Here is a 25,627-nt window from a genome sequence, read left to right as displayed (position 1 = left end):
AGGCGGCTTTTTAACTGAAACGTTTACGCTTGCGGTCGCATGTGCGGGAACAGGATCACATCGCGGATCGACGGCGAGTTGGTCAGCAACATCACCAGACGATCAATGCCGATACCTTCACCGGCGGTTGGCGGCATGCCGTACTCCAGCGCACGAACGAAGTCGGCGTCGTAATGCATGGCTTCGTCGTCACCGGCGTCCTTGTCGGCCACCTGAGCCATGAAGCGCTCGGCCTGGTCTTCGGCGTCGTTCAACTCGGAGTAGGCGTTGGCGATTTCACGGCCACCGATGAACAGCTCGAAGCGGTCGGTGACGTTCGGGTTCTCGTCGTTGCGACGGGCCAGCGGCGACACTTCGAACGGGTACTGAGTGATGAAGTGCGGCTGCTCCAGCTTGTGCTCGACCAGCTCTTCGAAAATCATCACCTGCAATTTGCCCAGACCTTCGAAGCCCAGCACCTTGGCGCCGGCCTTCTTGGCGATGGCGCGAGCCTTGTCGATGTCGTTCAGATCATCGGCAGTCAACTCAGGGTTGTACTTGAGGATCGAGTCGAACACCGACAGACGCACAAACGGCTCGCCGAAGTGGAACACCTTGTCGCCGTACGGCACGTCGGTACTGCCCAACACCAGCTGCGCCAGCTCGCGGAACAGTTCTTCGGTCAGGTCCATGTTGTCTTCGTAATCGGCGTACGCCTGATAGAACTCCAACATGGTGAATTCAGGGTTGTGACGGGTCGAAACGCCTTCGTTGCGGAAGTTGCGGTTGATCTCGAACACCTTTTCGAATCCGCCAACCACCAGACGCTTCAGATACAGCTCCGGCGCGATACGCAGGAACATCGGCAGGTCCAGTGCGTTGTGGTGGGTTTCGAACGGCTTGGCCGCAGCGCCGCCGGGAATGGTCTGCAGCATCGGCGTTTCGACTTCGAGGAAGTCGCGCTTCATCAGGAAGCTGCGGATGTGCGCGATCACTTGCGAACGCACGCGGAAGGTCTGGCGCACGTCTTCGTTGACGATCAGGTCAACGTAGCGCTGGCGGTAGCGCTGCTCGGTGTCGGTCAGGCCGTGGTGCTTGTCCGGCAGCGGACGCAGCGACTTGGTCAGCAGGCGCACGTTGGTCATTTCAACGTACAGGTCGCCCTTGCCGGAACGCGCCAGGGTGCCTTCGGCAGCGATGATGTCGCCCATGTCCCAGGTTTTCACCGCGGCCAGGGTTTCTTCGGACAGCGTCTTGCGGTTGACGTAGACCTGAATGCGCCCGGTCATGTCCTGGATCACCATGAACGAGCCACGGTTGAGCATGATGCGACCGGCAACCTTGACCGGGATTGCAGCCTCTGCCAGCTCTTCCTTGGTCTTGTCCGCGTACTGTTTCTGCAAGGCATCGCAGTAGTTTTCGCGGCGGAAGTCGTTCGGGAAGGCATTGCCCTTGGCGCGCTCGGCAGCAAGCTTTTCCTTGCGCAGGGCGATCAGGGAGTTTTCTTCCTGTTGCAGGGCTTGCGGGTCGAGTTGTAGGTCGCTCATGTCTTTAAGTATTCCATCAGGTTCGTTGCCCCCAGCCTTCGGCTGGAGATCGCGGGCGAGCCCGCTCCCACAGAGGGTGTTACAGGCCGGATTTCAGGCTGGCTTCCAGATACTCGTCGATGTCGCCGTCGAGCACCTTGTCGCAATCGCTGCGTTCGATGTTGGTACGCAGATCCTTGATCCGCGACGCATCGAGCACGTAAGAGCGAATCTGGTGACCCCAGCCGATGTCCGACTTGGTGTCTTCCAGCGCTTGCGAGGCGGCGTTGCGCTTCTGCATTTCCTGCTCGTACAACTTGGCCCGCAGCATTTTCATCGCGGTGTCCTTGTTGGCGTGCTGGGAACGCTCGTTCTGGCAGCTGACCACGGTGTTGGTCGGTACGTGGGTGATACGTACGGCCGAGTCGGTGGTGTTTACGTGCTGACCACCGGCACCGGAGGAACGATAGGTGTCGATCCGCAGGTCTGCCGGGTTGATTTCGATTTCCACCTTGTCATCGATCTCTGGCGAGACGAAAACCGCGGAGAACGAGGTGTGACGACGGTTGCCGGAGTCGAACGGGCTCTTGCGCACCAGACGGTGCACGCCGATCTCGGTACGCAGCCAGCCAAAGGCGTATTCGCCCTTGATGTGCACGGTCGCGCCCTTGATCCCGGCGACTTCACCGGCGGACAGTTCCATGATGGTCGCATCGAAACCGCGTTTGTCGGCCCAGCGCAGGTACATGCGCAGCAGGATGTTGGCCCAGTCCTGCGCTTCGGTGCCGCCGGAACCGGCCTGGATGTCCAGGTAGGCGTTGTTCGGGTCCATTTCATGGCTGAACATGCGGCGGAATTCCAGCTTGGCCAGATTTTCCTCGAGACGGGCCAGCTCGGCGACGACATCGCCCACTGCGCCTTCGTCGTTTTCTTCGACGGCCATGTCCAGCAGGTCGCGGCAATCGGCCAGACCGCCGTTCAGTTCGTCGAGGGTATCGACGATCTGCGCCAGCGCGGCACGCTCGCGGCCCAGCTCCTGGGCGTATTCAGGTTTGTTCCAGACACTCGGATCTTCAAGCTCGCGATTGACTTCAGTCAGACGCTCATGCTTTTGATCGTAGTCAAAGATACCCCCGAATAGTTTCGGAGCGCTCGGACAGGTCCTTGATGGTGTTCAGGATCGGGTTGATTTCCATGACGGGCAGCACTCGTTGGCGAACTTTTGAAAGCCGGCGAGTATAACGTAAAGAGGCTGTCGCGGCAGCCCGTCTGGCGGGTATGGGGGTGATTCACTTGACACTGACCTGACGCGATCTCCTGTGGGAGCGAGCCTGCTCGCGAAGGCGACCTGCTAGCCGCCGGCAATGTCGAGTGCACAACCGCTTTCGCGAGCAGGCTCGCTCCCAGAGGCGGATTGCATTGTCAGGAAAGTTACTCGATCCCGACCTGATTGCGCCCATTGTTCTTGGCCAGATACAACCCGCGATCCGCCGCCGAAATCAGCAGCCGGCAATCACTGCCCGCCTGGGGCACCATGGTCGCCAGACCAATGCTGATGGTCAGACTGGAGCCTTCGGTCGGCGTGTTATGGGGAATCTTCAACGCCGCCACAGTCTGGCGCAGCTTCTCGGCCAACAGCCGCGCGCCGCCCGGCGAGGTGTTCGGCAGCACCAGCACAAACTCCTCGCCGCCATAACGCGCCGGCAGATCCGACGGTCGCGCGCTGGCGTCACGGATGGCTGCAGCAACCTTGCGCAACGCTTCATCGCCTTCCACGTGGCCGAAACTGTCGTTGTACGACTTGAAGTAATCGACGTCGATCATCAGCAATGACAGCTGCGTCTGATCGCGCAGTGAACGGCGCCACTCCAGTTCCAGGTACTCGTCGAAGTGCCGGCGGTTGGACAGCCCGGTCAGGCCGTCGGAGTTCATCAGCCGTTGCAGCACCAGATTGGTGTCGAGCAGTTGCTGCTGGCTGACCCGCAACGCTCGGTACGCCGCATCGCGTTGCAACAACGTCATGTAGGACCGCGAGTGGTAGCGGATGCGTGCGACCAGTTCGATGGTGTCCGGCAGTTTCACCAGGTAATCGTTGGCGCCGGCGGAGAACGCTGCGCTTTTGATCAGCGGGTCTTCCTTGGTCGAGAGGACGATGATCGGGATGTCCTTGGTCGCCGGGTGATTGCGGTATTCACGCACCAGGCTCAGGCCATCGAGGCCGGGCATCACCAGATCCTGCAGGATCACCGTCGGCTTGATCCGCACCGCCTGGGCGATGGCCTGCTGCGGGTCGGAGCAGAAGTGGAAGTCGATGTTTTCCTGATTCGACAGCCCACGGCGCACCGCTTCGCCGATCATCGCCTGATCATCCACCAACAACACCATGGCGGCGTTCTCGTCGGTTTTAATGTCGTCGATCTGTAAATCATTCATGGGCGGTCACCTGAGTACTGCGGGAGCCTGGATTGCCGATCAAGCTGTTCATTTGGGGAAAATCTCCAGCAATCGTGGCGCTATCTTTTCCAGCGGGCGGATTTCCACCGCAGCATCGATCGCCGCGGCAGCCTTGGGCATGCCGTACACCGCACTGCTGTGCTGATCCTGCGCAATGGTCAAATAACCCTGCTGGCGCATGAGCTTAAGCCCTTGCGCGCCATCGCGCCCCATCCCGGTCAATAAAACCCCGACCGCGTCACCGTTCCAGTAACTGGCAACGCTCTCGAAAAACACGTCGATCGAAGGGCGGTAGATCTCGTTGACCGGTTCGGCGGTGTAGGCCAGCGTGCCGTTTTTCAACAGGCGAATATGGTGATTGGTCCCGGCCAGCAGCACCGCGCCACTTTGCGGCGGCTCGCCTTCACGGGCCAGACGCACATCGAGGCCACTGGCGCTGGCCAGCCATTCGGCCATGCCGGCGGCGAACACCTGATCGACATGCTGCACCAGCACGATCGCCGCGGAAAAATCCTTCGGCAGGCCTTTGAGCAACACTTCCAGTGCCGCCGGCCCACCAGCGGACGAACCGATCGCTACCAGCCGCTGACGCGACGGCGAGCTGCGCGGTGAACTCGGCGCCGGGCGCGAACGGGGTGCCTTGTCGCCGATCAGCCAGCCGATGTTGAGGATCTTGCGCAACAACGGCGCCGCCGCTTCCTGGGCATTGCCGGCGCCGATCGCCGGGGTGTCGACCACGTCCAGCGCGCCGTGGCCCATGGCCTCGAACACGCGGTGCACGTTTTGCTGACGATCCACCGTGACGATGACAATCGCGCACGGCGTCTCGGCCATGATCCGCCGCGTGGCTTCGACGCCATCCATGATCGGCATGATCAGGTCCATCAGAATCAGGTCTGGCGTGCACTCGGCGCAGCGTTGCACCGCCTCGGCGCCGTTGCTGGCGACCCAGATCACCTGATGCGCCGGCTCGAAGGCCAGCGCTCGGCGCAGGGCCTCCACCGCCAGGGGCATGTCGTTGACGATTGCGATCCTCATGCCCGCGCTCCCCGATGAGCTCGACCACCGCATCGAGCAGGGCGTCGTCATGAAAACTGGCTTTGGCTAGATAATAGTCGGCGCCGGCGTCCAGTCCACGGCGGCGGTCTTCTTCACGATCCTTGTACGACACGACCATCACCGGCAGCGATTGCAGACGGTTGTCGCGGCGCAGCAGCGTGACCAGCTCGATGCCGTCCATGCGCGGCATGTCGATGTCGGTGATCAGCAGATCGAAGTTCTCCGAACGCAGCGCATTCCAGCCGTCCATGCCGTCCACTGCCACCGCGACGTCATAGCCGCGATTGAGCAGCAGTTTGCGTTGCAGCTCGCGCACGGTCAGCGAATCGTCGACCACCAAGACTCGTTTGCGCGCCGCTTCGGCAGCTTGATTGCCGTGGCGAGCAATGCGCTCCAGGCGCCCGGTATTGAGCAGCTTGTCCACCGAACGCAGCATGTCTTCGACATCGACGATCAGCACCACCGAGCCATCATCGAGCAAGGCCCCGGCGGAAATGTCCTGAACCTTGCCCAGACGCTCGTCCAGCGGCAACACCACCAGCGTGCGTTCACCCACGAAGCGCTCGACCGCCACCCCGTAAATCGCCTCGCGCTCACGGATCACCACGACTTTCAGGGTAGCGCCATCGTTCTGGCTGGCCGGGCGATTGAGCAACTGACTGGCCGCAACCAGGCCGACATGTTGGCCTTCGTGCCAGAAATGCTGACGTCCTTCGACCTGCACGATGTCTTCCGGGGCCAGATCGCACATGCGTTCGATGTGCGCCAACGGGAACGCGTAAGCCTCTTCGCCGACTTCCACCACCAGACTGCGCACCACCGAAAGCGTCAGCGGCACTTCCAGATGGAAACGACTGCCCTCGCCCGCCGTCTGCTCCAGCACCACGGCCCCGCGCAATTGGCGAACCATGTGCTGAACCGCGTCGAGGCCGACGCCACGCCCGGACACTTCGGTGACCTTGTCGCGCAGGCTGAATCCCGGCAGAAACAGGAACGTCAGCAGCTCCTCTTCGCTCAATTGCGCTGCGGTTTCGGCTGGGGATAACTGCCGCTCGACGATGCTGCGGCGGACTTTCTCCAGATCGACGCCATTGCCGTCATCGCTCAATTCCAGCACCAGCAAACCGGCTTGATGGGACGCGCGCAGGCGAATCAGACCCTCTTCCGGCTTGCCCTTGAGCAGGCGTTGCTCCGGGGTTTCGATGCCGTGATCGACGGCGTTGCGCAGCAAGTGAGTCAGCGGCGCTTCGAGCTTTTCCAGCACATCGCGATCGACCTGGGTTTCTCGCCTTCGATCTCCAGGCGCACCTGCTTGCCGAGGCTGCGACCGAGGTCGCGAACCATACGCGCCTGCCCGCTGAGCACGTCGGCGAACGGGCGCATGCGACAGGCCAGCGCGGTGTCATAGAGCACTTGCGCGCGCTGACTGGCCTGCCAGGCGAATTCGTCGAGTTCGGCGTTTTTCTCGCTGAGCAGTTGCTGCGACTCGGCGAGCAAACGTCGCGCATCTTCCAGCGACTCCAGCGCTTCCAGGCTCAGCGCATGCTCCTTGAGGTGCACATTGAGATTTTCCAGCGCGCGCAGGCCGTTGTTCTGCATGCGTTTGAGGCGCTGCATGGTCGCCAGATGCGGCTTGAGACGCTGGGTTTCCACCAGCGATTTGCTCGACAGATCGAGCAGGCTGTTCAGGCGTTCGGCGGTGACGCGCAATACGCGCTCGCCGCCCTCGGTAGTACGTTTGTTTTTGCGCGGGGTCGGCTCGGCGGGCTCGTCGACCATCGGCGCTGACACTATCGGCGCTGGCTCGATCTGCACCTCGGCCATCGGCGGCGCGGCAACCACAGCGGCTGACGCCGACGGATCGAGCAAACGCCCCATCAGCGCCACGTAGGCTTCAATGTCCGCAGGTTGCGGCGCATTGGCCGGCGTGGCGATGCGCATCAGCAGGTCGGTGCCCTGCAACAACGCATCGATGTGCTCGGGACGCAGCAACAAACGCCCTTCCTGCGCGCTGACCAGGCAATCTTCCATGACGTGGGCGACGCTGACGCCGCTGTCGATACCAACGATCCGCGCCGCACCTTTGAGCGAGTGCGCCGCGCGCATGCACGACTCCAGTTGATCGGCCTGGGTCGGATTGCGCTCCAGCGCCAGCAGCCCGGCGCTGAGCACTTGGGTCTGGGCTTCGGCTTCGAGGCTGAACAGTTCGAGCAGGGAGGCGTCGCGCATTTGCTCGGGGGTCATGTCAGGCTCCGGGTCACGGCGGACAGCAGTTGCTCTTCATCCAGCCAGCGCAAGCTACGACCGCGATATTGCAGAACGCCACGGGTGTATTTGGCACTGGCCTGCGCACCGGACTGCGACGCCGCGTCGAGGATGCGTTCGTCGATGGCGTGAATGCCGTCGACCTCGTCTACCGGCACCACCACCGGCCCGCCATGGGCAGCGATGATCAGCATGCGCGGCATGATTCGCCCGCCGCTGACCGGCGCAACGCTGGCGCCGAGGTCGAGCAATTCCACCAGCGACAGGCACGCGACCAGTGCGCCACGGACATTGGCCACGCCGAGCAAGGCGCGTGAGCGCTGGTGCGGCAGCGAATGTATCGCCTGCAACGGCGCGACTTCGACAAGGCTGCGCGTCGCCAGGCCGAGCCATTCCTCGCCGAGGCGGAACATCAGCAGCGAGCGGGTTTTGACATCGGTTTCGACTTTGCTGACCACCGCTTCGCGCTGGTCCTGCTGCAACGAATAGCGGTCGAGCAGGCGCGTGGCTGCGGCGGAATATACCGAGCAGTTGCGGCAATGGATGTGCTCTTCCAGCAGCGGGCAGGACTTGTCGCCATGAATGCCGATGCGGTTCCAGCAATCGTCGATGGCGCGGGCGTCTTCGTGGGTAACGTTCAAGGTGTCGGACGCGCTCATCGTTTACGCTCACTGTCGGCGGTGCGCCCGCTGCGGGCGGCGCGCTCCTGCAATCGTCGGGCACCCGCCGTGTCGCCTTGGGCCTGCAGCAACGCGGCCAGGTGCATCAGCGCTTCGGGGTGTTGCGGTTCAAGGTACAAGGCCTTGCGATAGAAACTCTGGGCCTCGAGGCTCAGGCCGGCGACATCGCTGAGCAGGCCGAGCCAATAGAACACCTGCGCCACCGGTTCATGGCTGCGCAGATAGTCTTCGCATGCGGCACGGGCCTCGGCGCTTTTGCCTTCGTTGGCCAGTGCGGCAATCTGCGCCAACAATGTCGCGGCGTCGGGATTGGCAGTTTTTTCGTCACCGGCAAAGCCGTCACGGCAGCGAACGGCCGATTGCGCACTGGCGCTGGCGACGCCGCGCTGCGCAGTGGTTGGCTGACCGGCACGGCGACTGGTTTGGGCGTTGGCAACGGTTCGGGGTACGGCTCGCTGTGACGGCTGAAAGCGAACGACTGCGGGATGCCGATCGAGCGCATGCCCAAACGCCCGAGCAGACTGCCCTCCGCCGGGCCAATAAACAGCACGCCGTCGACATGAGTCAGGCGCTTGAGCACTTCGAACACCTGCTTTTGCGTCGGCTGGTCGAAGTAGATCAGCAGGTTGCGGCAGAACACGAAATCGAAGGCAGGCTCGCTCGCCAACAGCGTCGGATCGAGGACATTGCCGACCTGCCAGCGCACCTGTTCGCGAACGTATTCGTTGACCCGGTGGCCGTCCTGCTCGGCAAAAAGTGTCGTTCGCGGAATTCCAGATCCTGACCGCGAAACGAATTCCTGCCATACAACGCACGCCGCGCCTTTTCCACCGACAGCGGACTGATGTCCATGCCGTCGACCTTGAATTGATGCGGCTGCAATCCGGCATCAAGCAAGGCCATGGCAATCGAGTAGGGTTCTTCGCCGGTAGAGCACGGCAGGCTGAGGATGCGCAGCGCGCGCATATTATTGAGTTCTTTAAGCCGACCTCGCGCCAGTTTGCCCAGCGTCGCGAAAGATTCCGGATAACGGAAAAACCATGTTTCCGGAACGATCACCGCTTCGATCAGCGCCTGCTGTTCATCCCGCGAGCCTTGCAACAGCTGCCAATATTCGTCGGCATGGGCAGCCTGGGACAACGTGGTGCGCTGGCGTACGGCACGCTCGATGATCGCCGCGCCCACCGACGCGACATCAAGGCCAATGCGTTCTTTGAGAAAATCGAAAAAGCGCTGATCACCACTCATGGCTGCGCCTCTAACTGCGCCGGATCACGCGGCGGGTCGGGGAACAGCACACTGCGCACGGCGTCATCGAGCAAGTCATTGACCCGCACCCATTGCAGCAATCCCTGCGCATCTTCGCGCACCGGACCGAGGTACGGCGCCTCGCGGTTGTCGAGGCCGTAAGGCTGGAAATCTTGCGGATGGCAGCGCAGCGTGTCGGTGGCCTGCTCGAGAATCAGCCCGAGCCATTGCGCTGCTTGCGCTGGATCCGGCTGATAATTGACCAGCACCAGGCGCGTGCTGGTCCGCGCCTCGGCGGGCTGCCCAAACGTCAGCGCGCTGAGATCAATCACCGGCACCACCGCCCCGCGATAGGCGAACACCCCGGCCACCCAATGCGGTGCCCGGGCAATCGGTTTCAGCGGCAGGCGCGGCAGCACTTCGGCCACTTCGGTGGCACGCAGGGCGTAGCGTTCGCTGCCGATGCGAAACAGCAGAAACAGCGCTTGCTTCGCCACTGGCGCAGCGCCACGTTTGGCGATGATTTCGCTCATCAGACTTTGAATCGCGAAACGCCGCTGCGCAGGCCGACGGCCACCTGGCTCAGTTCGTCGATGGCGAAACTGGCCTGACGCAGCGATTCGACGGTCTGGCTGCTGGCATCGCCCAACTGCACCAGCGCATGGTTGATCTGCTCGGCGCCGGTGGCCTGGGCCTGCATGCCCTCGTTGACCATCAACACCCGCGGCGCCAGCGCTTGCACTTGATGGATGATCTGCGACAACTGCTCGCCGACCTGCTGCACTTCCGACATGCCCCGGCGTACTTCTTCGGAAAACTTGTCCATGCCCATCACCCCGGCCGACACCGCCGACTGGATCTCGCGAACCATCTGTTCGATGTCGTAGGTGGCCACGGCGGTCTGATCGGCCAGACGCCGGACTTCGGTGGCGACCACGGCAAAACCGCGACCGTACTCGCCGGCCTTCTCGGCTTCGATCGCCGCGTTGAGCGACAGCAGGTTGGTCTGGTCGGCCACCTTGACGATGGTCACCACCACCTGATTGATGTTGCCGGCCTTCTCGTTGAGGATCGCCAGTTTGGCATTGACCAGATCGGCCGCGCCCATGACCGAGTGCATGGTGTCTTCCATGCGCGCCAGGCCTTGCTGGCCGGAGCCGGCGAGCACCGAGGCCTGATCGGCAGCGGTGGACACTTCGGTCATGGTGCGCACCAGATCCCGCGACGTCGCAGCAATCTCGCGGGAGGTTGCGCCGATTTCGGTGGTAGTCGCTGCGGTTTCGGTGGCGGTGGCCTGTTGCTGCTTGGACGTGGCAGCGATCTCGGTCACCGAGGTGGTCACCTGCACCGAAGAGCGCTGGGCCTGGGACACCAGCGACGTCAGCTCGGTCATCATGTCGTTGAAGCCGGTTTCGACCGCGCCGAACTCGTCCTTGCGATCGAGATTCAGACGCGAACTCAGGTCACCGGTGCGCATGATGTCGAGGATGGTCACGATGCGGTTCATCGGCGCCATGATCGCGCGCATCAACAGCAGACCACAGAGCCCGGCGGCCAGCACCGCAACCAGCAGGGAAATGACCATGCTGACTTTGGCCGTTGCGACCGCATCGTCGATGTTGGCCATGGCGGTATCGGCAACAACTTTGTTCTCGCCAATGATGTCGTTGAGCTTCATGCGCCCGGTGTACCACGCCGGGGTCAGCTTCTCGTTGAACAGCTTGATGGCATCGGCTTCCAGATTGCGCTTGTGCAGGTCCAGCACGGCATCCTGAATCTGCATGTAGGTATCGTGGTACTTCTCGAACAGGGCGAATTCGGAACGGTCTTCATCGGTGGCCATGGTCTTGCGATAGTTGGCCATATGTTCTTGCAGACGCGCCTCGAACGCCTTGTAGTCGGCAGCGTCTTCGCTGGAAACGCCCTGGCCTTCCTTGAGGCCGAGCAGTTTTTGGGTCTGCAAATAACTGTCGACCCACGCGCCGCGAATCATCGAGCTGTAATAGACGCCGGGGATGGCATCGTCGCGCACGCTGTTTTCACTGGCCTCGATCTTCAACAACCGCGAGTAGGACAGCACCACCATCAACAGCATGATGGCGATAATCACCGCAAAGCTCGCCAAAATGCGTTGGCGCAACGTCCAGTTCTTCACAGTGAATCCTCGTGCCTGATCGAAATGCGGGGAGTATAGCCGAGCGCGGTGTTTCATTTATAAGACGCTTGCAACCCTCACGCCTGCGCCCTTTGCCGGACGTCACCGTGCAATCTCGAATTGATCGATTTGCCCAAGGCGATACCTGGCTTTTCCAGCAACGCATAAACGAAACTGGCCAGCACCAGCGTCGCCATCAGATAGCCAAGAAAAACCATGATACTGAATTCCGCCTGGAGGTCTGTTGCATATGCCGCCCACTCCAGAAAGAACGGGTGTATCAGATACATCGAATAACTGATCGTGCCGAGAAACGCCAGGCTGTTGATGGCTCTGCGCAGGTACAAGGTCACGACCAGGGCAATGGTCATACCGATCAGGTAACTGATCAGGTAAGTTAGCGGATTTTCCTTGTAGCCCTGATCGGTGCTGTAAGCCAGGACGCAGATTATCGGCAGCAGACCTGCGAACAATGCCAGCCAGACAGCCACGTATCGACGAGCCTGCCCGTGTGCTATGCCCAGGCTGACATCCCGCCACAGACTGCCAAAAAACATGATCGACAGGCACAACGGCAGCGCCACGGGGATCTTTTCGGCCAGGTAGTATCTGCTGATCGCAAAGATCAGAGCCACTGCCAGCAAACCGATTGCCACGCTCAGTCGCACCCAGGCTTTACTCAAGAGCCCGACGCTGAATAACGCCGCGCAAGCCACATAGAAAAACATCTCGATGATCAGCGTCCAGTACACGCCAAGCAGATCCGGCGTTTTTAAAACGGCCTGCAGCATCGTCATGTTGATCAATACTGCCGAGAGCGATACGGGCGTCGATAGAAACCAGTCCGAACTAGCAACTGCCAGAGCGATGGAAAACCAGTACGCCGGATAAAGTCGGAAAAACCGCGAAACGGCGAAAACCGCCAGCGCATTCCGCCCCTCTTTCAGACTATAAGGAATGACCATCCCGCTGATCAGGAAGAAAATTACCACTCCCACCTGCCCCAGGTTTACATGAACAAAGAAGAAAGAGTCCTTGAGCGGGGTTCGTTCGATAAAGTGCGCGACCACCACGAGCATTGCAGCGATGCCTCTCAAGGCATCCAGATGCGTCAGTCGATCGATCGGACTTCCTGCCCCGTCAGTAGCAAGGGATAAGTTTTTCAATGAACTCAGGCTCCCGCTTCGATCGATAATGCCTTCGCTGCGACGAGCGCTTTGCTGTTCGCCGACCGTGCATCAAGGACAGCATTGATACGCTTGCCTAATCGGATCGAGCGCTTTTCTATCACGAAATAACAAAGCGATGAGAAGACAAGCGTGCTCGTGCAATAAAGTACAAAGACTGGAATATTGAAACTGCTTTGCAAATTCACTCTCGAATTTGCCAACTCAAGAAAGAACGGATGAACCAGATAGACGGAATAGCTGATGCCTCCTAAAAAAGCGAGCACCCGACTTTCCAGCTTCAATATCGTAGTGGCCAACATAAAGAAGATCAGCGCAGCAAAGTAACTACCGGTAAAATTCCACGCACTCTCTCGCAGCCCTTGATCGACATCGTAAGTCAGCAGGGCGATGATCGGAAATACAGCAACAAACATCACAATCCAGATGATGCTGTATTGTTTTGCCCGCAGATCCCGATCGATCTGATAGTTGCGCCACATCCCTCCAAACAACATCAAGGATAGCGATGACAGTATTCCGACAGGGGACGGAACAGAGTAATAATATCTTCCTGCCGCTCCCGCCAGCGCAAGCAACAATAACGCCATGGCCAGGCAGAACCGTGCCTTGAGATGCTCAAGCAAGCCGAAGATACTCAGGGCGATGCAAAGGCCATAAAAACCAGTTCGACAAATAAAGTCCAATACACGCCAAACAAGTTGGGATATCCCAACACGGCCTGAATCATGGTTATATTTGCCAACACTCTGCTTGTAGCAAGTTCCCCGAAACAAAAAAGACGATCGCGAAGCAGGCCAGTATCACTGACAACCAATAAGCCGGGTACAACCTGAAGAATCTTGCAATCAGGAATTGCCGGTTCTTGCCGGGTCCGTCCTTGAAACTGAACGGAATCACGAACCCGCTGACCATGAAAAAAACCACGACTCCGAACTGCCCGGGACGGAAATAATCGAAAGCTGCCCAGTCGAACAATGGCGTTCTTTCAATATAGTGAGAAACCACGACTGCCAGCGCTGCCAAGGCCCGGACAGAGTCGAGATAAGTCAATCGATGACTGCTGATCATTTTCCTGAAGCGTCCTTCTTCAATAAAAATTTCTCCGTAAGACACATGCAACGATGGCCATCGTCGGACTTTGTCGAGTCAAATAAAGAGCCGAGTATCAGCAGCGAAACGTGAGAACCGAATGATTAACGGAAAAATCATCGATCGGGGGCTTTTAGGCGAAAGCGATGCAAAAACAGGAATTTCCTACAGACGTATAGCCTCGCCGAAACGCCCAATTTCCTACATCGCGCTTTTTCGGACAAATGCCCTACTGCGCAAGAAGTTGCGCAGTAGGTCGTAATATTCCGGCACGTGAATGCACTGCAGCCCGGGCGGCACAAGCCCTGCAGCCAAGTGCGCAAGAAGTTGCGCAGTACTGCGCAACTTCTTGCGCACTTTCTCCCGGTTATCGCGGTGAAAATCGCCGCGAATGATGACCAACTACCGCGCCGCCCCCGCCATCCGGGCATCGCACAAAACCTGGCACGCTCCTTGATAACAGTCAGCCACCCACCGGGCGATTTCGCCTCCGGGCACCCTAACTTTATCCGCAAGGAGAGCACCCCATGGCAACACCAGCGTACATGTCGGTTACCGGCGAAAAACAAGGCCTGATCACTGCAGGCGCATTCACCGCTGACTCCGTTGGCAACACCTACCAGGAAGGCCACGAAGACCAGGTCATGGTTCAGGCTTTCACCCACGACGTGATCATCCCGCGTGACCCGCAATCCGGTCAGCCAACCGGTCAGCGCGTTCACAAGCCAGTTGTGATCACCAAGGTCTACGACAAGGCTTCGCCACTGCTGCAAGCAGCTCTGACTTCCGGCGAGCGCATGAGCGAAATCGTTATCCAGTGGTACCGCACTTCGGCTCAAGGCACCCAAGAGCACTACTACACCACCAAACTGGAAGACGCGATCATCGTCGCCATCAACAACAAAATGCACAACTGCCAGGATCCAGGCAACGCGCACTTCACCCACCTGGAAGAAGTGCAGTTCACCTACCGCAAAATCACCTGGACCCACGAAGTATCCGGTACTTCGGGTTCCGATGACTGGCGTGCTCCAGTCGTTTAATTACGGCTGACCGTTACACGCATCGGCCAGCTCTGCTGGTCGATGTTGTTTACGCCCCTCCAGAATTTCGCGTACGTTGAGCCGCTTTTTTGCGGTCGTCGACGAGCGCCGCTGTACAGCACGAGGAACAAGGGATGTTCGCGCCGGCCAATGAAACCCACTTTGCCCTGACCATCGAAGGGCTTTCCGCCGATTTTCAGGTATTCACCCTGACCGGCCGGGAAGCCATCAGCCAGCCTTTTGTTTTCGAGGTGGAGCTGGTCAGTGAGCAGCCGTCGCTGGACCTCGAAACCCTGCTGCACAAACCGGCCTTTCTGCAGCTGTCGCCTGACGGCAGCGGCATTCATGGCCAGATCTACCGCGCCGCGCAAGGCGATTCCGGCAAGCGTCTGACGCGTTATTCGGTGACGCTGCGCCCACAACTGGCGTATCTGGCGCACCGCATCAACCAGCGCATCTTCCAGAACCTCAGCGTGCCGAAAATCATCGGCATGGTGCTGGAAGAGCACGGTATTCAAGGCAACGCCTACGAATTCAAGACCGGCTCGATCTATCCCGAACGCATCTACTGCGTGCAATACGACGAGTCGGATCTGCACTTCATCCAGCGCCTGTGCGAAGAGGAAGGCATTCACTACCACTTCCAGCACAGCGCCACGGCGCACAAGCTGGTGTTCGGCGACGACCAGACGGTGTTCCCGAAACTGGCCCCGGTGCCCTATCAGCAAGACTCCGGCATGGTCGCCAGCAACCCGGTGATCAAGCGCTTCGACCTGCGCCTGGAAACCCGCACCAGCCGCACCACCCGCCGCGACTACGACTTCGAAAAACCGCGCCTGACCCTGGAAAGCGAAAACCGTGGCGACGCCCTGCCCGACCTCGAAGACTACGATTACCCGGGCCGCTTCATCGACCGTGAGCGCGGAAAGCACCTGGCCAAACGCGCCCTCGAACGCCACCGCAGCGACTTCCAGCTCGCCGAAGGCAAGAGCGATCAGCCGTTGCTGGTCAGCGGTCATTTCCTCGCCCTGACCGAACACCCGAAAGCCAAATGGAACGACCTCTGGCTGCTCACTGAAGTCCTGCACGAAGGCAAACAGCCGCAAGTCCTCGAAGAGTCGGTGACCAGCGACACCACGGCGCTGAAAGACGACTTCCACCAGGGCTACCGCAACCGCTTCCAGGCCACGCCATGGACGTGCCCAACCGCCCGCCGCTGCGCCACCCGAAACCGCGCATCCTCGGCAGCCAGAGCGCCGTAGTTACCGGCCCGAAAGGCGAAGAAATCCACTGCGACGAGTACGGCCGGGTCAAAGTCCAGTTTCACTGGGACCGCGAAGGCCAGGCCGACGACAAGACCAGCTGCTGGCTGCGCGTCTCCAGCGCCTGGGCCGGCGCCCAGTACGGCGGCATCGCCATCCCGCGCATCGGCATGGAAGTGCTGGTCACGTTCCTTGAAGGCGACCCCGATCAACCGCTGATCAGCGGCTGCCTGTACCACAAGGAAAACACCGTCCCCTATCCACTGCCGGCGAACAAGACCCGCAGCACCTTCAAGACCCTGAGTTCGATGGGTGGTGGCGGCTACAACGAACTGCGCATCGAAGACAAAAAGGCCAGGAACAGATCTACCTGCACGCCCAGCGCGACTGGGACGAAAACATCGAGCACGATCAGAAAATCCGCGTCGCCAACGAACGCCACGACACCGTCGAGCAAAACAGCTACACGGAGTTCAAAGCCGAAGAACACCACACCGTCTACGCCGACCGCAAAGTCGAAACCCGCGCCAACGACCACCTCACCGTCGGCGTCAACCAGCACATCAAGATCGGCACCGGACAGTTCATCGACGCCGGGCAAGAAATCCACCTGAGCAGCGGCATGAAAGTGGTGATGGAAGCCGGTGCGGAGCTGACCCTGGTCGGCGGCGGCAGCTTCATCAAGATCGATGCTGGCGGCGTGACCATGAGCGGGCCGGTGATCAACATGAATTCCGGTGGCAGCCCTGGCAGTGGGACTGGTGCTGCGCCCTTGATGCCCGGCGTGTTGAAACAAGCGGATGCCGACAAGGCCGGCCAAGTCCTGACCCCGGCGCAGATCAACACCCTCAAACGTAACGCGCCGTTCTGTGAAGAATGCGAAAAATGCAAGGCAGGTGCCTGTGCCATCTGAACCAATCACCCCCAAGGACTGGCTGGCGCAACAGCCGCTGCAAAGCGGCGAGCGCCTGTACCTGATCGTCAGCGCGGCCAGCGATGCCGACGCCCTGAAAACCCTGTACCTCACCGAACCCACCGCCCAGCTCATTCCGATCTGGGGCGGCACGCCCTACTCCACCTGGCAACCGGTGATGCCCTACCTCACCGAACTCAAAGCCAACTCCGCCTTCCTGCCATGGATCGCCGAAACCGACGCCCTCGACTGGGGCTGGCTGGCGGTATCGCGTTCAGAACCGAACGAAGTGTTCGAGCATCTGCGCAGCCTGACGCAGGTAAAAATGCCGGATGGCACAGAGGTGTTTTTCCGGTTTTGGGATGGGCGGCATATTTATCCGATTCTGCGGGGGCTTGGGGAGAAGGCTGGAGAAGTGCTGCCGGTGTTTGAGCGGTATCTGATCAATGGGCAGGCGCTGGAAGTGGGCACGCGGGTGGTGCCGAAGGTGCGGGACTGGCCGTGGTGGGAGGTGCCGAAGGGGTTGTTGGAAGGGTTGAGCAAGGACAATCCGGCGACGCTGGTCAGCAACCTGATGCAATGGCTGGAAGAAGACCGCCCGGACCTCTACACCGCGTGGCCCGATAACAATCTGAAGCTGAAAATCACCCGCTTCGTGCGCCGCCCGGATGCGCCGCAAAATCTTAAAGAAGCATTGATAAACCACCTGATTCTGGAGCAAGGCTGATGGATCGCGTTGCCTTTGTTGACAACCAACTGAACACCTTCAAGGACAGTCTGAAGCTGTATCAGGAACAAACCAAAACCTGGTACGCGCGAGCGCTCGACAAGGGCAGTCGTGCAACTGACATGCCGTCCTTGTTGGGCATGGAGCGTGTCATCAAGGTTGGCAACACCAGTAAAGCGTTGAGCATGACTGACGGTAGCTTCAGCTCGAACGTGGCTCAATGTCCACTCAAAGGTCCGTTGCTGATCGAGAGCAAATTCGAATCGGTTTACGACATTCCGGTTGGTGATATCGAAGTCGAAATCGTTGCTGTGGATGGTGGCGCAGTCAGCAAGGTCAAACTCGACGCCCAAGGCAAAGCCGCCTGGACCGGCGGTGTACCCGGCAAGTTCTACCAGATCCGCGTGCATAACGAAGTGACGCCGGCGCAGATCGACGCCCTCTTCAGCTCCTACAGCGGGGTGACCGCGGACCTGGAAGGTTTCCTGCGCAAGGAATGGGCGGGCTTCAAACCGCAATGGTCGAATCTTTCGACCTCCGGCACAGCCATGGCCATCGGCAACGGCATTCTTGAAGGTGGTTGGGAGGCCATCAAGGGTGTGTGGGACGGCATCAGCCTTGTGCTCGATATCCTCCAGGATCCGAAGAAATTCGCCAAGGATCTCGGCGCTGGCGCAGACGAGCTGATCAAAGTCGCCAAAAGCTCGCCGGACATCATGAAAAAGGCCATGTTGCTGGCCAGTGACGAAGCGGCTTTGTTTTTGCTGGTGCGCAGTGCGGTGATCTGGCTCGCGGGCTTGCCGCCGATGAAGATGGCGGGCGATGTAGCGAAGATGACCACGGCAATTGTCGTTGGCATTGCGATCGACATCGTGATCGGCGTGGTATTGACCATCGCGGCAGAAGGTACCGGCGTCATCTACCTTGCGGCCCGACTCAAGAAGTACGGAGAGCTTGTCATCAAGGCTGTGATCGGCTTCGTGAAGTCGGTGTTCAAGATCATCAACGGCTTTATGGAGTATGTCGCCAAGTACACCGCAGTGGCGGCCCGAGGGGTGACGGCGAAGGTCAGGAACGGGATTTCCGAGTTGCGTTTTGATGGCAAGAGAAACGCCAGACTTGCTGAAGGCAGAGTCGCTGATGATGTATCGACCCAGGCGACAAATCCCGCCGAAAAGAGCGCAGAGCCTGCTGCAAAGACTTGCACTAGCGGCTGCCCTGTTTCGATGGTCACTGGCGAAGAATTACTGACGTTAACTGACGGCCACCTCGACGGCCTGCTCCCGTTTGAATGGAGCCGCCTCTATCGCACCAGTGCTGTGGAAATCGACTGCGGTCTCGGCTATGGCTGGAGCCACGCGCTCGCTCATCGCATCGAGATCAATGGCGATGAAGTCATCTGGACCGATCAGGAAAACCGCTCCACCGTTTTCCCACTTCCGAGCGAGCAGCGTCCCGCCATCACCAACAGCCTATCGCACGCGGCCATTTTTCTAGGTGACGATCCATCCGAGCTGATTCTCGCGCAGGCTGGCAAGCGACCATCGTTCTATCACTTCCGCTTCGACAGCAAAGGCGCGACCCTGATCGCCATCAGCGATAGCTATGGCAACCGCTTGCACGTTACTCGAGACATCCATGGGCGCATCAAACGTCTCGACAACGGTGCCGGCCGCGCCCTGCTCCTGCGCTACGATCGCAAGCACATCATCGCCGTCGACTATCAACAGTTCCTGCCAGCGGACAATCTTGAGGCCGCATGGAACACAGTGCAGACGCTGGTCACTTACAGCTACGACACGCAGCATCGCCTGATCGAGGCGAAGAATGCCGCCGACGAAGCCGAACGCTATCGCTACAACGACCAGCACGTCATTCTCGAGCGGCAATTGGCAGGCGGCGCGGCGTTCTACTGGGAGTGGGAAAACGAAGGCAAACTGTCTCGGTGTACACGTCACTGGGCCAACTTTTCCCAGATGGAAGCGCAATACGCCTGGGACGACAAAGGCAGCGTTACCGTTACCAACGCCGATGGTAGCGAAGAGGTCTACACCCACGATGATCAGGCGCGACTGATCAGCAAAATTGATCCCGATGGTGCCGAGCATCAAAAAGCCTATAACGACAAGGGTCAATTGATCGCGGAAAAGGACCCATTGGGCGCCGTTACCGAATACCGCTACGACGACAACGGACTGATGACCGCTGTCATCCCCCCAGAAGACGAAGCTACAACTTACGAATATATCAACGGCTTCGTCAGCGACGTTCGTCGCGGCAAAGCCAGTTTGAAGTATCAACGCAACCGACAAGGTGATGTCACTGCGCAGATTGACCCGGACGGCAATGCCACCCATTACAGCTATGACCCGCAGGGTCGTCTGTTGGAAATCCGTCACCCGGACGGCAGCCGTCATCAACTCGGTTGGAACAATCTCGGTCAACTGCTTGAAGAACGTCTTCCGGACGGCGGTCAGCGCAAGTACCGTTACGATGCACTAGGCAGGCAGATCACTCGCCAGGAAGAGTCCGGCGCGATCACTCATTACCAATGGGATGCTGCCAATCGCCTTGCCCAAGTTACGCTGCCCGGCGGCGCCACTCGCGCATTCAGCTACAACGCCTACGGCAATGTCACTGCTGAACGTGACGAACTTGGCCGTATCACCCGCTACGAATACGCCGACAATCTCCACCTCGTCAGCCGCCGCATCAATCCGGATGGCAGCCAACTGCGCTACCGCTACGACAACTCGCGTCTGTTGCTCACTGAAATTGAAAACGAGCGCGGCGAGCACTATCACCTTGATTACTACGCCAACGGCCTGATCCAACAGGAAACCGGTTTTGACGGTCGTCGGACTGCCTACGAATACGACCTCAACGGCCAGTTGCTGACGAAAACCGAGTTCGGTGACGACGGCAGCGAACTGGTCACAGAATATCAGCGCGATGCCGCAGGCCGCTTGCTCGTAAAAACGCTACCCGACGGCGAAGAGATTCACTATAGCTACGACGCGCTTGGCCGCCTCGTTAACGTTGACGACGGCCATTGGCCGCTCGCCTATAAATACGATCTGCAAGACCGACTCATCGAGGAACACCAAGGCTGGGGCACCCTGCGCTACGAATACGATAGCGTCGGCCAGCTCAAGCACTGCCGTATGCCCGATGGCAGCAAACTCGATTACCGCCACCAGCCTGGCGGGCAACTCAGCAGTATCGATCTCAACGGCTCCCGCCTGACCTCTCATCAGTTCAACGCCGGTCGTGAACAGCAGCGTCAGCAAGGCTTGCTGCTCAGCCAATACCAGTACGATGAACAGGGACGCCTGCAAGCTCACACTGTCGGCCAGCGTGACAAAAATCTGTTCCAGCGTCGCTACAACTACGACGCCAACGGCAACCTCGCCGGCATCGATGACAGCCGCAAGGGCAACCGCAGCTATCACTACGACCCACTGGATCGCCTGATCAGCGTGCGCGGCGCCATGCCAGAGAGCTTCGCCCATGACCCGGCAGGCAACCTCCTCGGACAGAATGACCTGCCTGTTGCGAATCTCGCTAACGTCAAAGGCAATCGCCTGCTGATGCAAGGCGATCGCCATTACGACTACGACGCCTACGGCAACCTGATCCGCGAGCGTCGCGGCGCCGGCCAAAAGCTCGTCACCGAATACCGCTACGACTGCCAACACCGCCTGATCGGCGTCAGCCTGCCGGGAGGCAGCACAGCGACCTACAAATACGACGCCTTTGGCCGCCGCATTGAAAAGTCAGTCGACGGTCACACCACCGAGTTTCTGTGGCAAGGCGAACGCCTCATCGCTGAAAGCGCCGGGAACCGCTACCGCAGCTACATCTACGAACCGGGCACTTTCCGCCCGCTGGCAATGCTCGACGGCGAAGGCCCGCTAAAAGCGGCCCCGTTCTACTACCAACTCGACCACCTCGGCACACCGCAGGAACTGACCGACTACAGCGGCGAAATCATGTGGTCGGCGAAGTACCGTGCCTATGGCAACCTAGCAGCGCTGGACGTCAGCGAAATCGATAACCCGCTGCGCTTCCAAGGGCAGTATTTCGACGCCGAGACAGGGTTACATTACAACCGCCACCGCTACTACAATCCGGGGACCGGACGGTTTTTGACGCCGGATCCGATCAAGCTTGCGGGTGGTTTGAATAGCTACCAATACGTGCCTAACCCTACGGGGTGGGTGGACCCGTTAGGCTTAAGCTGTAATGTTGCGCAGTGCCCAAAAGTGCGATCCATTGACCCAAATGAGGTAAGATTTTCCCAAACCTCTGTCTCATACAACAAGGTCGACAGAGCAGGAAACAATTACACCTATGACAATTTAGTCGCGAGCATGAGAGAAAAAGGTTGGCAAGGTGATCCCATTGATGTGGTCCGAATGCCGGACGGCCATCTCACCAGCATGGATAACACCCGGGTCCGTGCCGCACGCGAAGCCGGTATAAAAGTAGAAGCCAGAGAGCGCGGATATAACGATCCAGTAACTGAGCCAGAACAACAACGCTTTGCTGTTAAGGGAAAAAACCAGATACGTGGGGCCAGGCGATCGAATTAAGAGTTGGAAAGCAGTCGCCAAAACGTTTCGGAAAGGAAACTCCTTACGGATCTCACGAACTACCAAAATTGAGCGGCAAAGAATGAATAATTATTTAGAAATCACAGGCCGAAGTCATTTTTCTTATCCAAGTGACTTCATTGAAACAATCAATCTAACACCTGCCATAGATATTGAACCTTGGTGGTTCATTGTTTTTGAAGAGGGGATGTAAATTACTGGTACCACACCTTAAAAAACTTTACCCACAGAGGGAGCTAATCCCCTTTGCGAGGTTCAACGCAAACGATGACATAGCCTGCTTCGATGGCCGTGATGAATCCGGAAACCCGGAAGTCCTCATAATCCACGCCTACGCTTCGGAAGGCTGGGAGCTTCATGGAACTTATGAGAATTTCAAAGAGTGGTTGAGTGAAGCCATTCAAACTCATTCTACATGGGAGGAAGAATGAGCAAACTAGGCATCTGCAAGCGAATAAATAAATTGCGGAGGCACGAAGCTTGTTAACCAAACATCATTTTCAGCTTTAAAAAATCTGAACCCTTTTACAAACATTTCGTGACTATCAATGCGTAAAACCACAGATTTACCGTAACGACGTCCGATATCCCATGCTAACGTTTCACTTTGTGTTAAATGAACATGATGCCTAGCCCCGGGTATTAGACCGTTTTTCAAAATAGAGTCAAGGAAACGCATAGCCGTTCCATGATACAAAAAATCCGGAGGTTGAATTTCAGGGTAGTTGCGGCTCACCGATTCCGACGAATGTCCCTGAATTGCTCGAATATATGCTCCATCGCTGGATATCTCAAAACGCTTTTTATCACTATGAAAGACGATATTACTTATGACTTCATAGCTTAATAACTTCCCGACCTTCTCTGAACCTTTTATTAACTCATCTACATTTGCCCAGCCCTCGACATCCAGCAGCAACCCAATGGACTCGGGTTTGTGACGTAACACATAACTTATAAACTTACTAAAATCTTCAAACGAGTCAGTCATCAAACACCTCAAATACAAAAAAACCTGAAAAAACTACAACAACCTTATCAAAGTCTCAATCGTTCAGGAAAAACGCTCCACTGTTTCCCCACTCCCGAGTGAACAGCGTCCCGCCATCACCAACAGCCTATCGCGCGCGGCCATCTTTTTCTGACGATCCATCCGAGCTGGTTCTCGCAGGCTAGCAAGCGACCATCGTTCTATCACTTCAGCTTCGACTCGGTTGGAACAATCTCGGTCAATTGCTTGAGGAACGTCTTCCGGACGGCGGTCAGCGCAAGTACCGTTACGATGCACTAGGCAGGCAGATCACTCGCCAGGAAGAGTCCGGCGCGATCACTCATTACCAATGGGATGCTGCCAATCGCCTTGCCCAAGTTACGCTGCCCGGCGGCGCCACTCGCGCATTCAGCTACAACGCCTACGGCAATGTCACTGCTGAACGTGACGAACTTGGCCGTATCACCCGCTACGAATACGCCGACAATCTCCACCTCGTCAGCCGCCGCATCAATCCGGATGGCAGCCAACTGCGCTACCGCTACGACAACTCGCGTCTGTTGCTCACTGAAATTGAAAACGAGCGCGGCGAGCACTATCACCTTGATTACTACGCCAACGGCCTGATCCAACAGGAAACCGGTTTTGACGGTCGTCGGACTGCCTACGAATACGACCTCAACGGCCAGTTGCTGACGAAAACCGAGTTCGGTGACGACGGCAGCGAACTGGTCACAGAATATCAGCGCGATGCCGCAGGCCGCTTGCTCGTAAAAACGCTACCCGACGGCGAAGAGATTCACTATAGCTACGACGCGCTTGGCCGCCTCGTTAACGTTGACGACGGCCATTGGCCGCTCGCCTATAAATACGATCTGCAAGACCGACTCATCGAGGAACACCAAGGCTGGGGCACCCTGCGCTACGAATACGATAGCGTCGGCCAGCTCAAGCACTGCCGTATGCCCGATGGCAGCAAACTCGATTACCGCCACCAGCCTGGCGGGCAACTCAGCAGTATCGATCTCAACGGCTCCCGCCTGACCTCTCATCAGTTCAACGCCGGTCGTGAACAGCAGCGTCAGCAAGGCTTGCTGCTCAGCCAATACCAGTACGATGAACAGGGACGCCTGCAAGCTCACACTGTCGGCCAGCGTGACAAAAATCTGTTCCAGCGTCGCTACAACTACGACGCCAACGGCAACCTCGCCGGCATCGATGACAGCCGCAAGGGCAACCGCAGCTATCACTACGACCCACTGGATCGCCTGATCAGCGTGCGCGGCGCCATGCCAGAGAGCTTCGCCCATGACCCGGCAGGCAACCTCCTCGGACAAAATGACCTGCCCGTTGCGAATCTCGCCAACGTCAAAGGCAATCGCCTGCTCATGCAAGGCGACCGCCACTACGATTACGACGCCTATGGCAACCTGACCCGTGAAAGTCGCGGCACCGGACAAAAACTCGTCACCGAATACCGCTACGATTGCCAACACCGCTTGATCGGCGTCAGCCTCCCAGGCGGCAGCACCGCCACCTACAAATACGACGCCTTTGGCCGCCGCATCGAGAAAACCGTCGACGGCCATACCACTGAATTCCTCTGGCAAGGCGAACGATTCATCGCCGAAAGCGCACAAAATCGTTATCGCAGCTACATCTACGAACCGGGCACCTTCCGCCCGTTGGCAATGCTCGACGGCGAAGGCCCACTAAAAGCAGCACCGTTCTATTACCAACTCGACCACCTCGGCACACCGCAGGAACTCACCGATTACAGCGGCGAGATCATGTGGTCAGCGAAGCACCGCGCCTACGGTAACCTCGCGGCGCTGGACGTCAGCGAAATCGATAATCCGCTGCGTTTTCAAGGGCAGTATTTCGACGCCGAGACAGGGTTACATTACAACCGCCACCGCTACTACAATCCGGGGACTGGCCGGTTCTTGACGCCGGATCCGATCAAGCTTGCGGGCGGGTTGAATAGCTACCAGTACGTGCCTAACCCTACGGGGTGGGTGGATCCCCTAGGGTTGAATACTTGTCCAGGCGGAGATAAATGCGTTCCGGGGCAAAGCGCTGAAATACCTGAAGGAAAAGCCAGGGTAAGCGATGGAGCCCCGCCTCCTCCCGACGTTCAATGGACAAATCATGGCAATAAACATGTGGCGCCTAAGGCTCCTGGCCATCGGTTGTAAAATCGACCGCTAATGGAGGTGCAGCTAAATATCTACCCGGCACGGACATTGAAGCGTTAGAGCGGCACGCGTTTGCAAATGGTCAAGATGTTAACAACGGAAAACCATGGAAAGTAATTGACATGGGAAAAACCATAGGCGCCAATGACGGAAAAGAAACTCAGTACATGAGAGTGGAGTTAAGTGCAAACACAATACATGGACATCCAATATCAGAAGAATCGTTTAGAAA

Annotated in this window: 13 protein-coding genes and 5 pseudogenes; 6 read left to right on the top strand and 12 right to left on the bottom strand. The window is 58.5% G+C overall.

Translation table 11 applies throughout. The features are described 5' to 3' along the window. Positions 1 to 23: 23 nt before the first annotated feature. From lysS to LJU32_09870, 11 genes and pseudogenes are all read right to left on the bottom strand, one after another. Positions 24 to 1,526, bottom strand: a complete 1,503-nt coding sequence (lysS, locus tag LJU32_09920) for a lysine--tRNA ligase (GenBank protein ID WKV90445.1) — start codon at positions 1,524 to 1,526, stop codon at positions 24 to 26. A 79-nt stretch (positions 1,527 to 1,605) separates the two neighbouring features. Next, positions 1,606 to 2,701, bottom strand: a protein-coding gene (prfB, locus tag LJU32_09915; protein WKV90444.1) for a peptide chain release factor 2 whose coding sequence is annotated in 2 segments (ribosomal slippage) — positions 1,606 to 2,628 and positions 2,630 to 2,701 — 1,095 coding nt in all. Because the reading frame shifts where the segments join, the coding sequence is not laid out codon by codon here. Between the two features lie 235 nt (positions 2,702 to 2,936). Continuing rightward, the gene (locus tag LJU32_09910) at positions 2,937 to 3,938 is read right to left on the bottom strand and encodes a PleD family two-component system response regulator (protein WKV90443.1); all 1,002 of its coding nucleotides are present in this window, start codon (positions 3,936 to 3,938) and stop codon (positions 2,937 to 2,939) included. 48 nt (positions 3,939 to 3,986) lie between these two features. Next, positions 3,987 to 4,997, bottom strand: a complete 1,011-nt coding sequence (locus LJU32_09905; protein WKV90442.1) for a chemotaxis response regulator protein-glutamate methylesterase — start codon at positions 4,995 to 4,997, stop codon at positions 3,987 to 3,989. Position 4,998: 1 nt separating this feature from the next. Next, positions 4,999 to 7,262, bottom strand: a pseudogene (locus LJU32_09900) (hybrid sensor histidine kinase/response regulator). Next, positions 7,259 to 7,942 carry a chemotaxis protein CheW gene (locus tag LJU32_09895; GenBank protein WKV90441.1) on the bottom strand — a complete coding sequence of 228 codons (684 nt, stop codon included), beginning with the start codon at positions 7,940 to 7,942 and terminating at the stop codon, positions 7,259 to 7,261. Before LJU32_09895 ends, LJU32_09900 begins: the two are co-directional and overlap by 4 nt. Further along, positions 7,939 to 9,211 (bottom strand): annotated as a pseudogene (locus LJU32_09890) (chemotaxis protein CheR). Before LJU32_09890 ends, LJU32_09895 begins: the two are co-directional and overlap by 4 nt. Then, complete coding sequence (locus LJU32_09885; GenBank protein WKV90440.1) at positions 9,208 to 9,744, bottom strand: chemotaxis protein CheW; 537 nt, start codon at positions 9,742 to 9,744, stop codon at positions 9,208 to 9,210. Before LJU32_09885 ends, LJU32_09890 begins: the two are co-directional and overlap by 4 nt. After that, positions 9,744 to 11,366 (bottom strand): methyl-accepting chemotaxis protein, encoded by a 1,623-nt coding sequence (locus LJU32_09880; GenBank protein ID WKV90439.1) that lies wholly within the window; start codon positions 11,364 to 11,366, stop codon positions 9,744 to 9,746. Before LJU32_09880 ends, LJU32_09885 begins: the two co-directional genes overlap by 1 nt. A 77-nt stretch (positions 11,367 to 11,443) precedes the next feature. Then, positions 11,444 to 12,532, bottom strand: coding sequence for an acyltransferase (locus LJU32_09875; GenBank protein ID WKV90438.1), 1,089 nt, complete (start codon positions 12,530 to 12,532; stop codon positions 11,444 to 11,446). 5 nt (positions 12,533 to 12,537) lie between these two features. Next, a pseudogene (locus tag LJU32_09870) lies at positions 12,538 to 13,624 on the bottom strand (acyltransferase). 548 nt (positions 13,625 to 14,172) lie between these two features. Here LJU32_09870 and LJU32_09865 point away from each other — a divergent pair. The 5 genes and pseudogenes from LJU32_09865 (at position 14,173) to LJU32_09845 (ending at position 22,185) form a co-directional block, all read left to right on the top strand. After that, on the top strand, positions 14,173 to 14,688 hold the full coding sequence (locus tag LJU32_09865; GenBank protein ID WKV90437.1) for an Hcp family type VI secretion system effector: 516 nt from the start codon (positions 14,173 to 14,175) through the stop codon (positions 14,686 to 14,688). Between the two features lie 134 nt (positions 14,689 to 14,822). After that, positions 14,823 to 16,413 (top strand): annotated as a pseudogene (locus LJU32_09860) (type VI secretion system tip protein VgrG). Between the two features lie 159 nt (positions 16,414 to 16,572). Further along, the gene (locus tag LJU32_09855) at positions 16,573 to 16,863 is read left to right on the top strand and encodes a DUF2345 domain-containing protein (protein ID WKV91229.1); all 291 of its coding nucleotides are present in this window, start codon (positions 16,573 to 16,575) and stop codon (positions 16,861 to 16,863) included. Next, a complete protein-coding gene (locus tag LJU32_09850) occupies positions 16,853 to 17,590 on the top strand; it encodes a DUF4123 domain-containing protein (GenBank protein WKV90436.1) in 738 nt (245 codons plus the stop codon). Before LJU32_09855 ends, LJU32_09850 begins: the two co-directional genes overlap by 11 nt. Next, the gene (locus LJU32_09845; GenBank protein ID WKV90435.1) at positions 17,590 to 22,185 is read left to right on the top strand and encodes a DUF6531 domain-containing protein; all 4,596 of its coding nucleotides are present in this window, start codon (positions 17,590 to 17,592) and stop codon (positions 22,183 to 22,185) included. Before LJU32_09850 ends, LJU32_09845 begins: the two co-directional genes overlap by 1 nt. A 457-nt stretch (positions 22,186 to 22,642) precedes the next feature. Here LJU32_09845 and LJU32_09840 read toward each other — a convergent pair whose 3' ends face one another. Then, positions 22,643 to 23,197 (bottom strand): RNA 2'-phosphotransferase, encoded by a 555-nt coding sequence (locus tag LJU32_09840; GenBank protein WKV90434.1) that lies wholly within the window; start codon positions 23,195 to 23,197, stop codon positions 22,643 to 22,645. Positions 23,198 to 23,415: 218 nt separating this feature from the next. On the opposite strand from LJU32_09840, the pseudogene LJU32_09835 reads away from it, so the two are divergent. Next, positions 23,416 to 25,236 (top strand): annotated as a pseudogene (locus tag LJU32_09835) (RHS domain-containing protein). Positions 25,237 to 25,627: the final 391 nt, after the last annotated feature.

Origin of the sequence: Pseudomonas sp. B21_DOA (assembly GCA_030544685.1) — a bacterium.
Taxonomy (GTDB): domain Bacteria; phylum Pseudomonadota; class Gammaproteobacteria; order Pseudomonadales; family Pseudomonadaceae; genus Aquipseudomonas; species Aquipseudomonas fluorescens_AO.
Note: the sequence above shows the minus strand (reverse complement) of the source record. Positions and strands in the feature narration are given on the sequence as shown.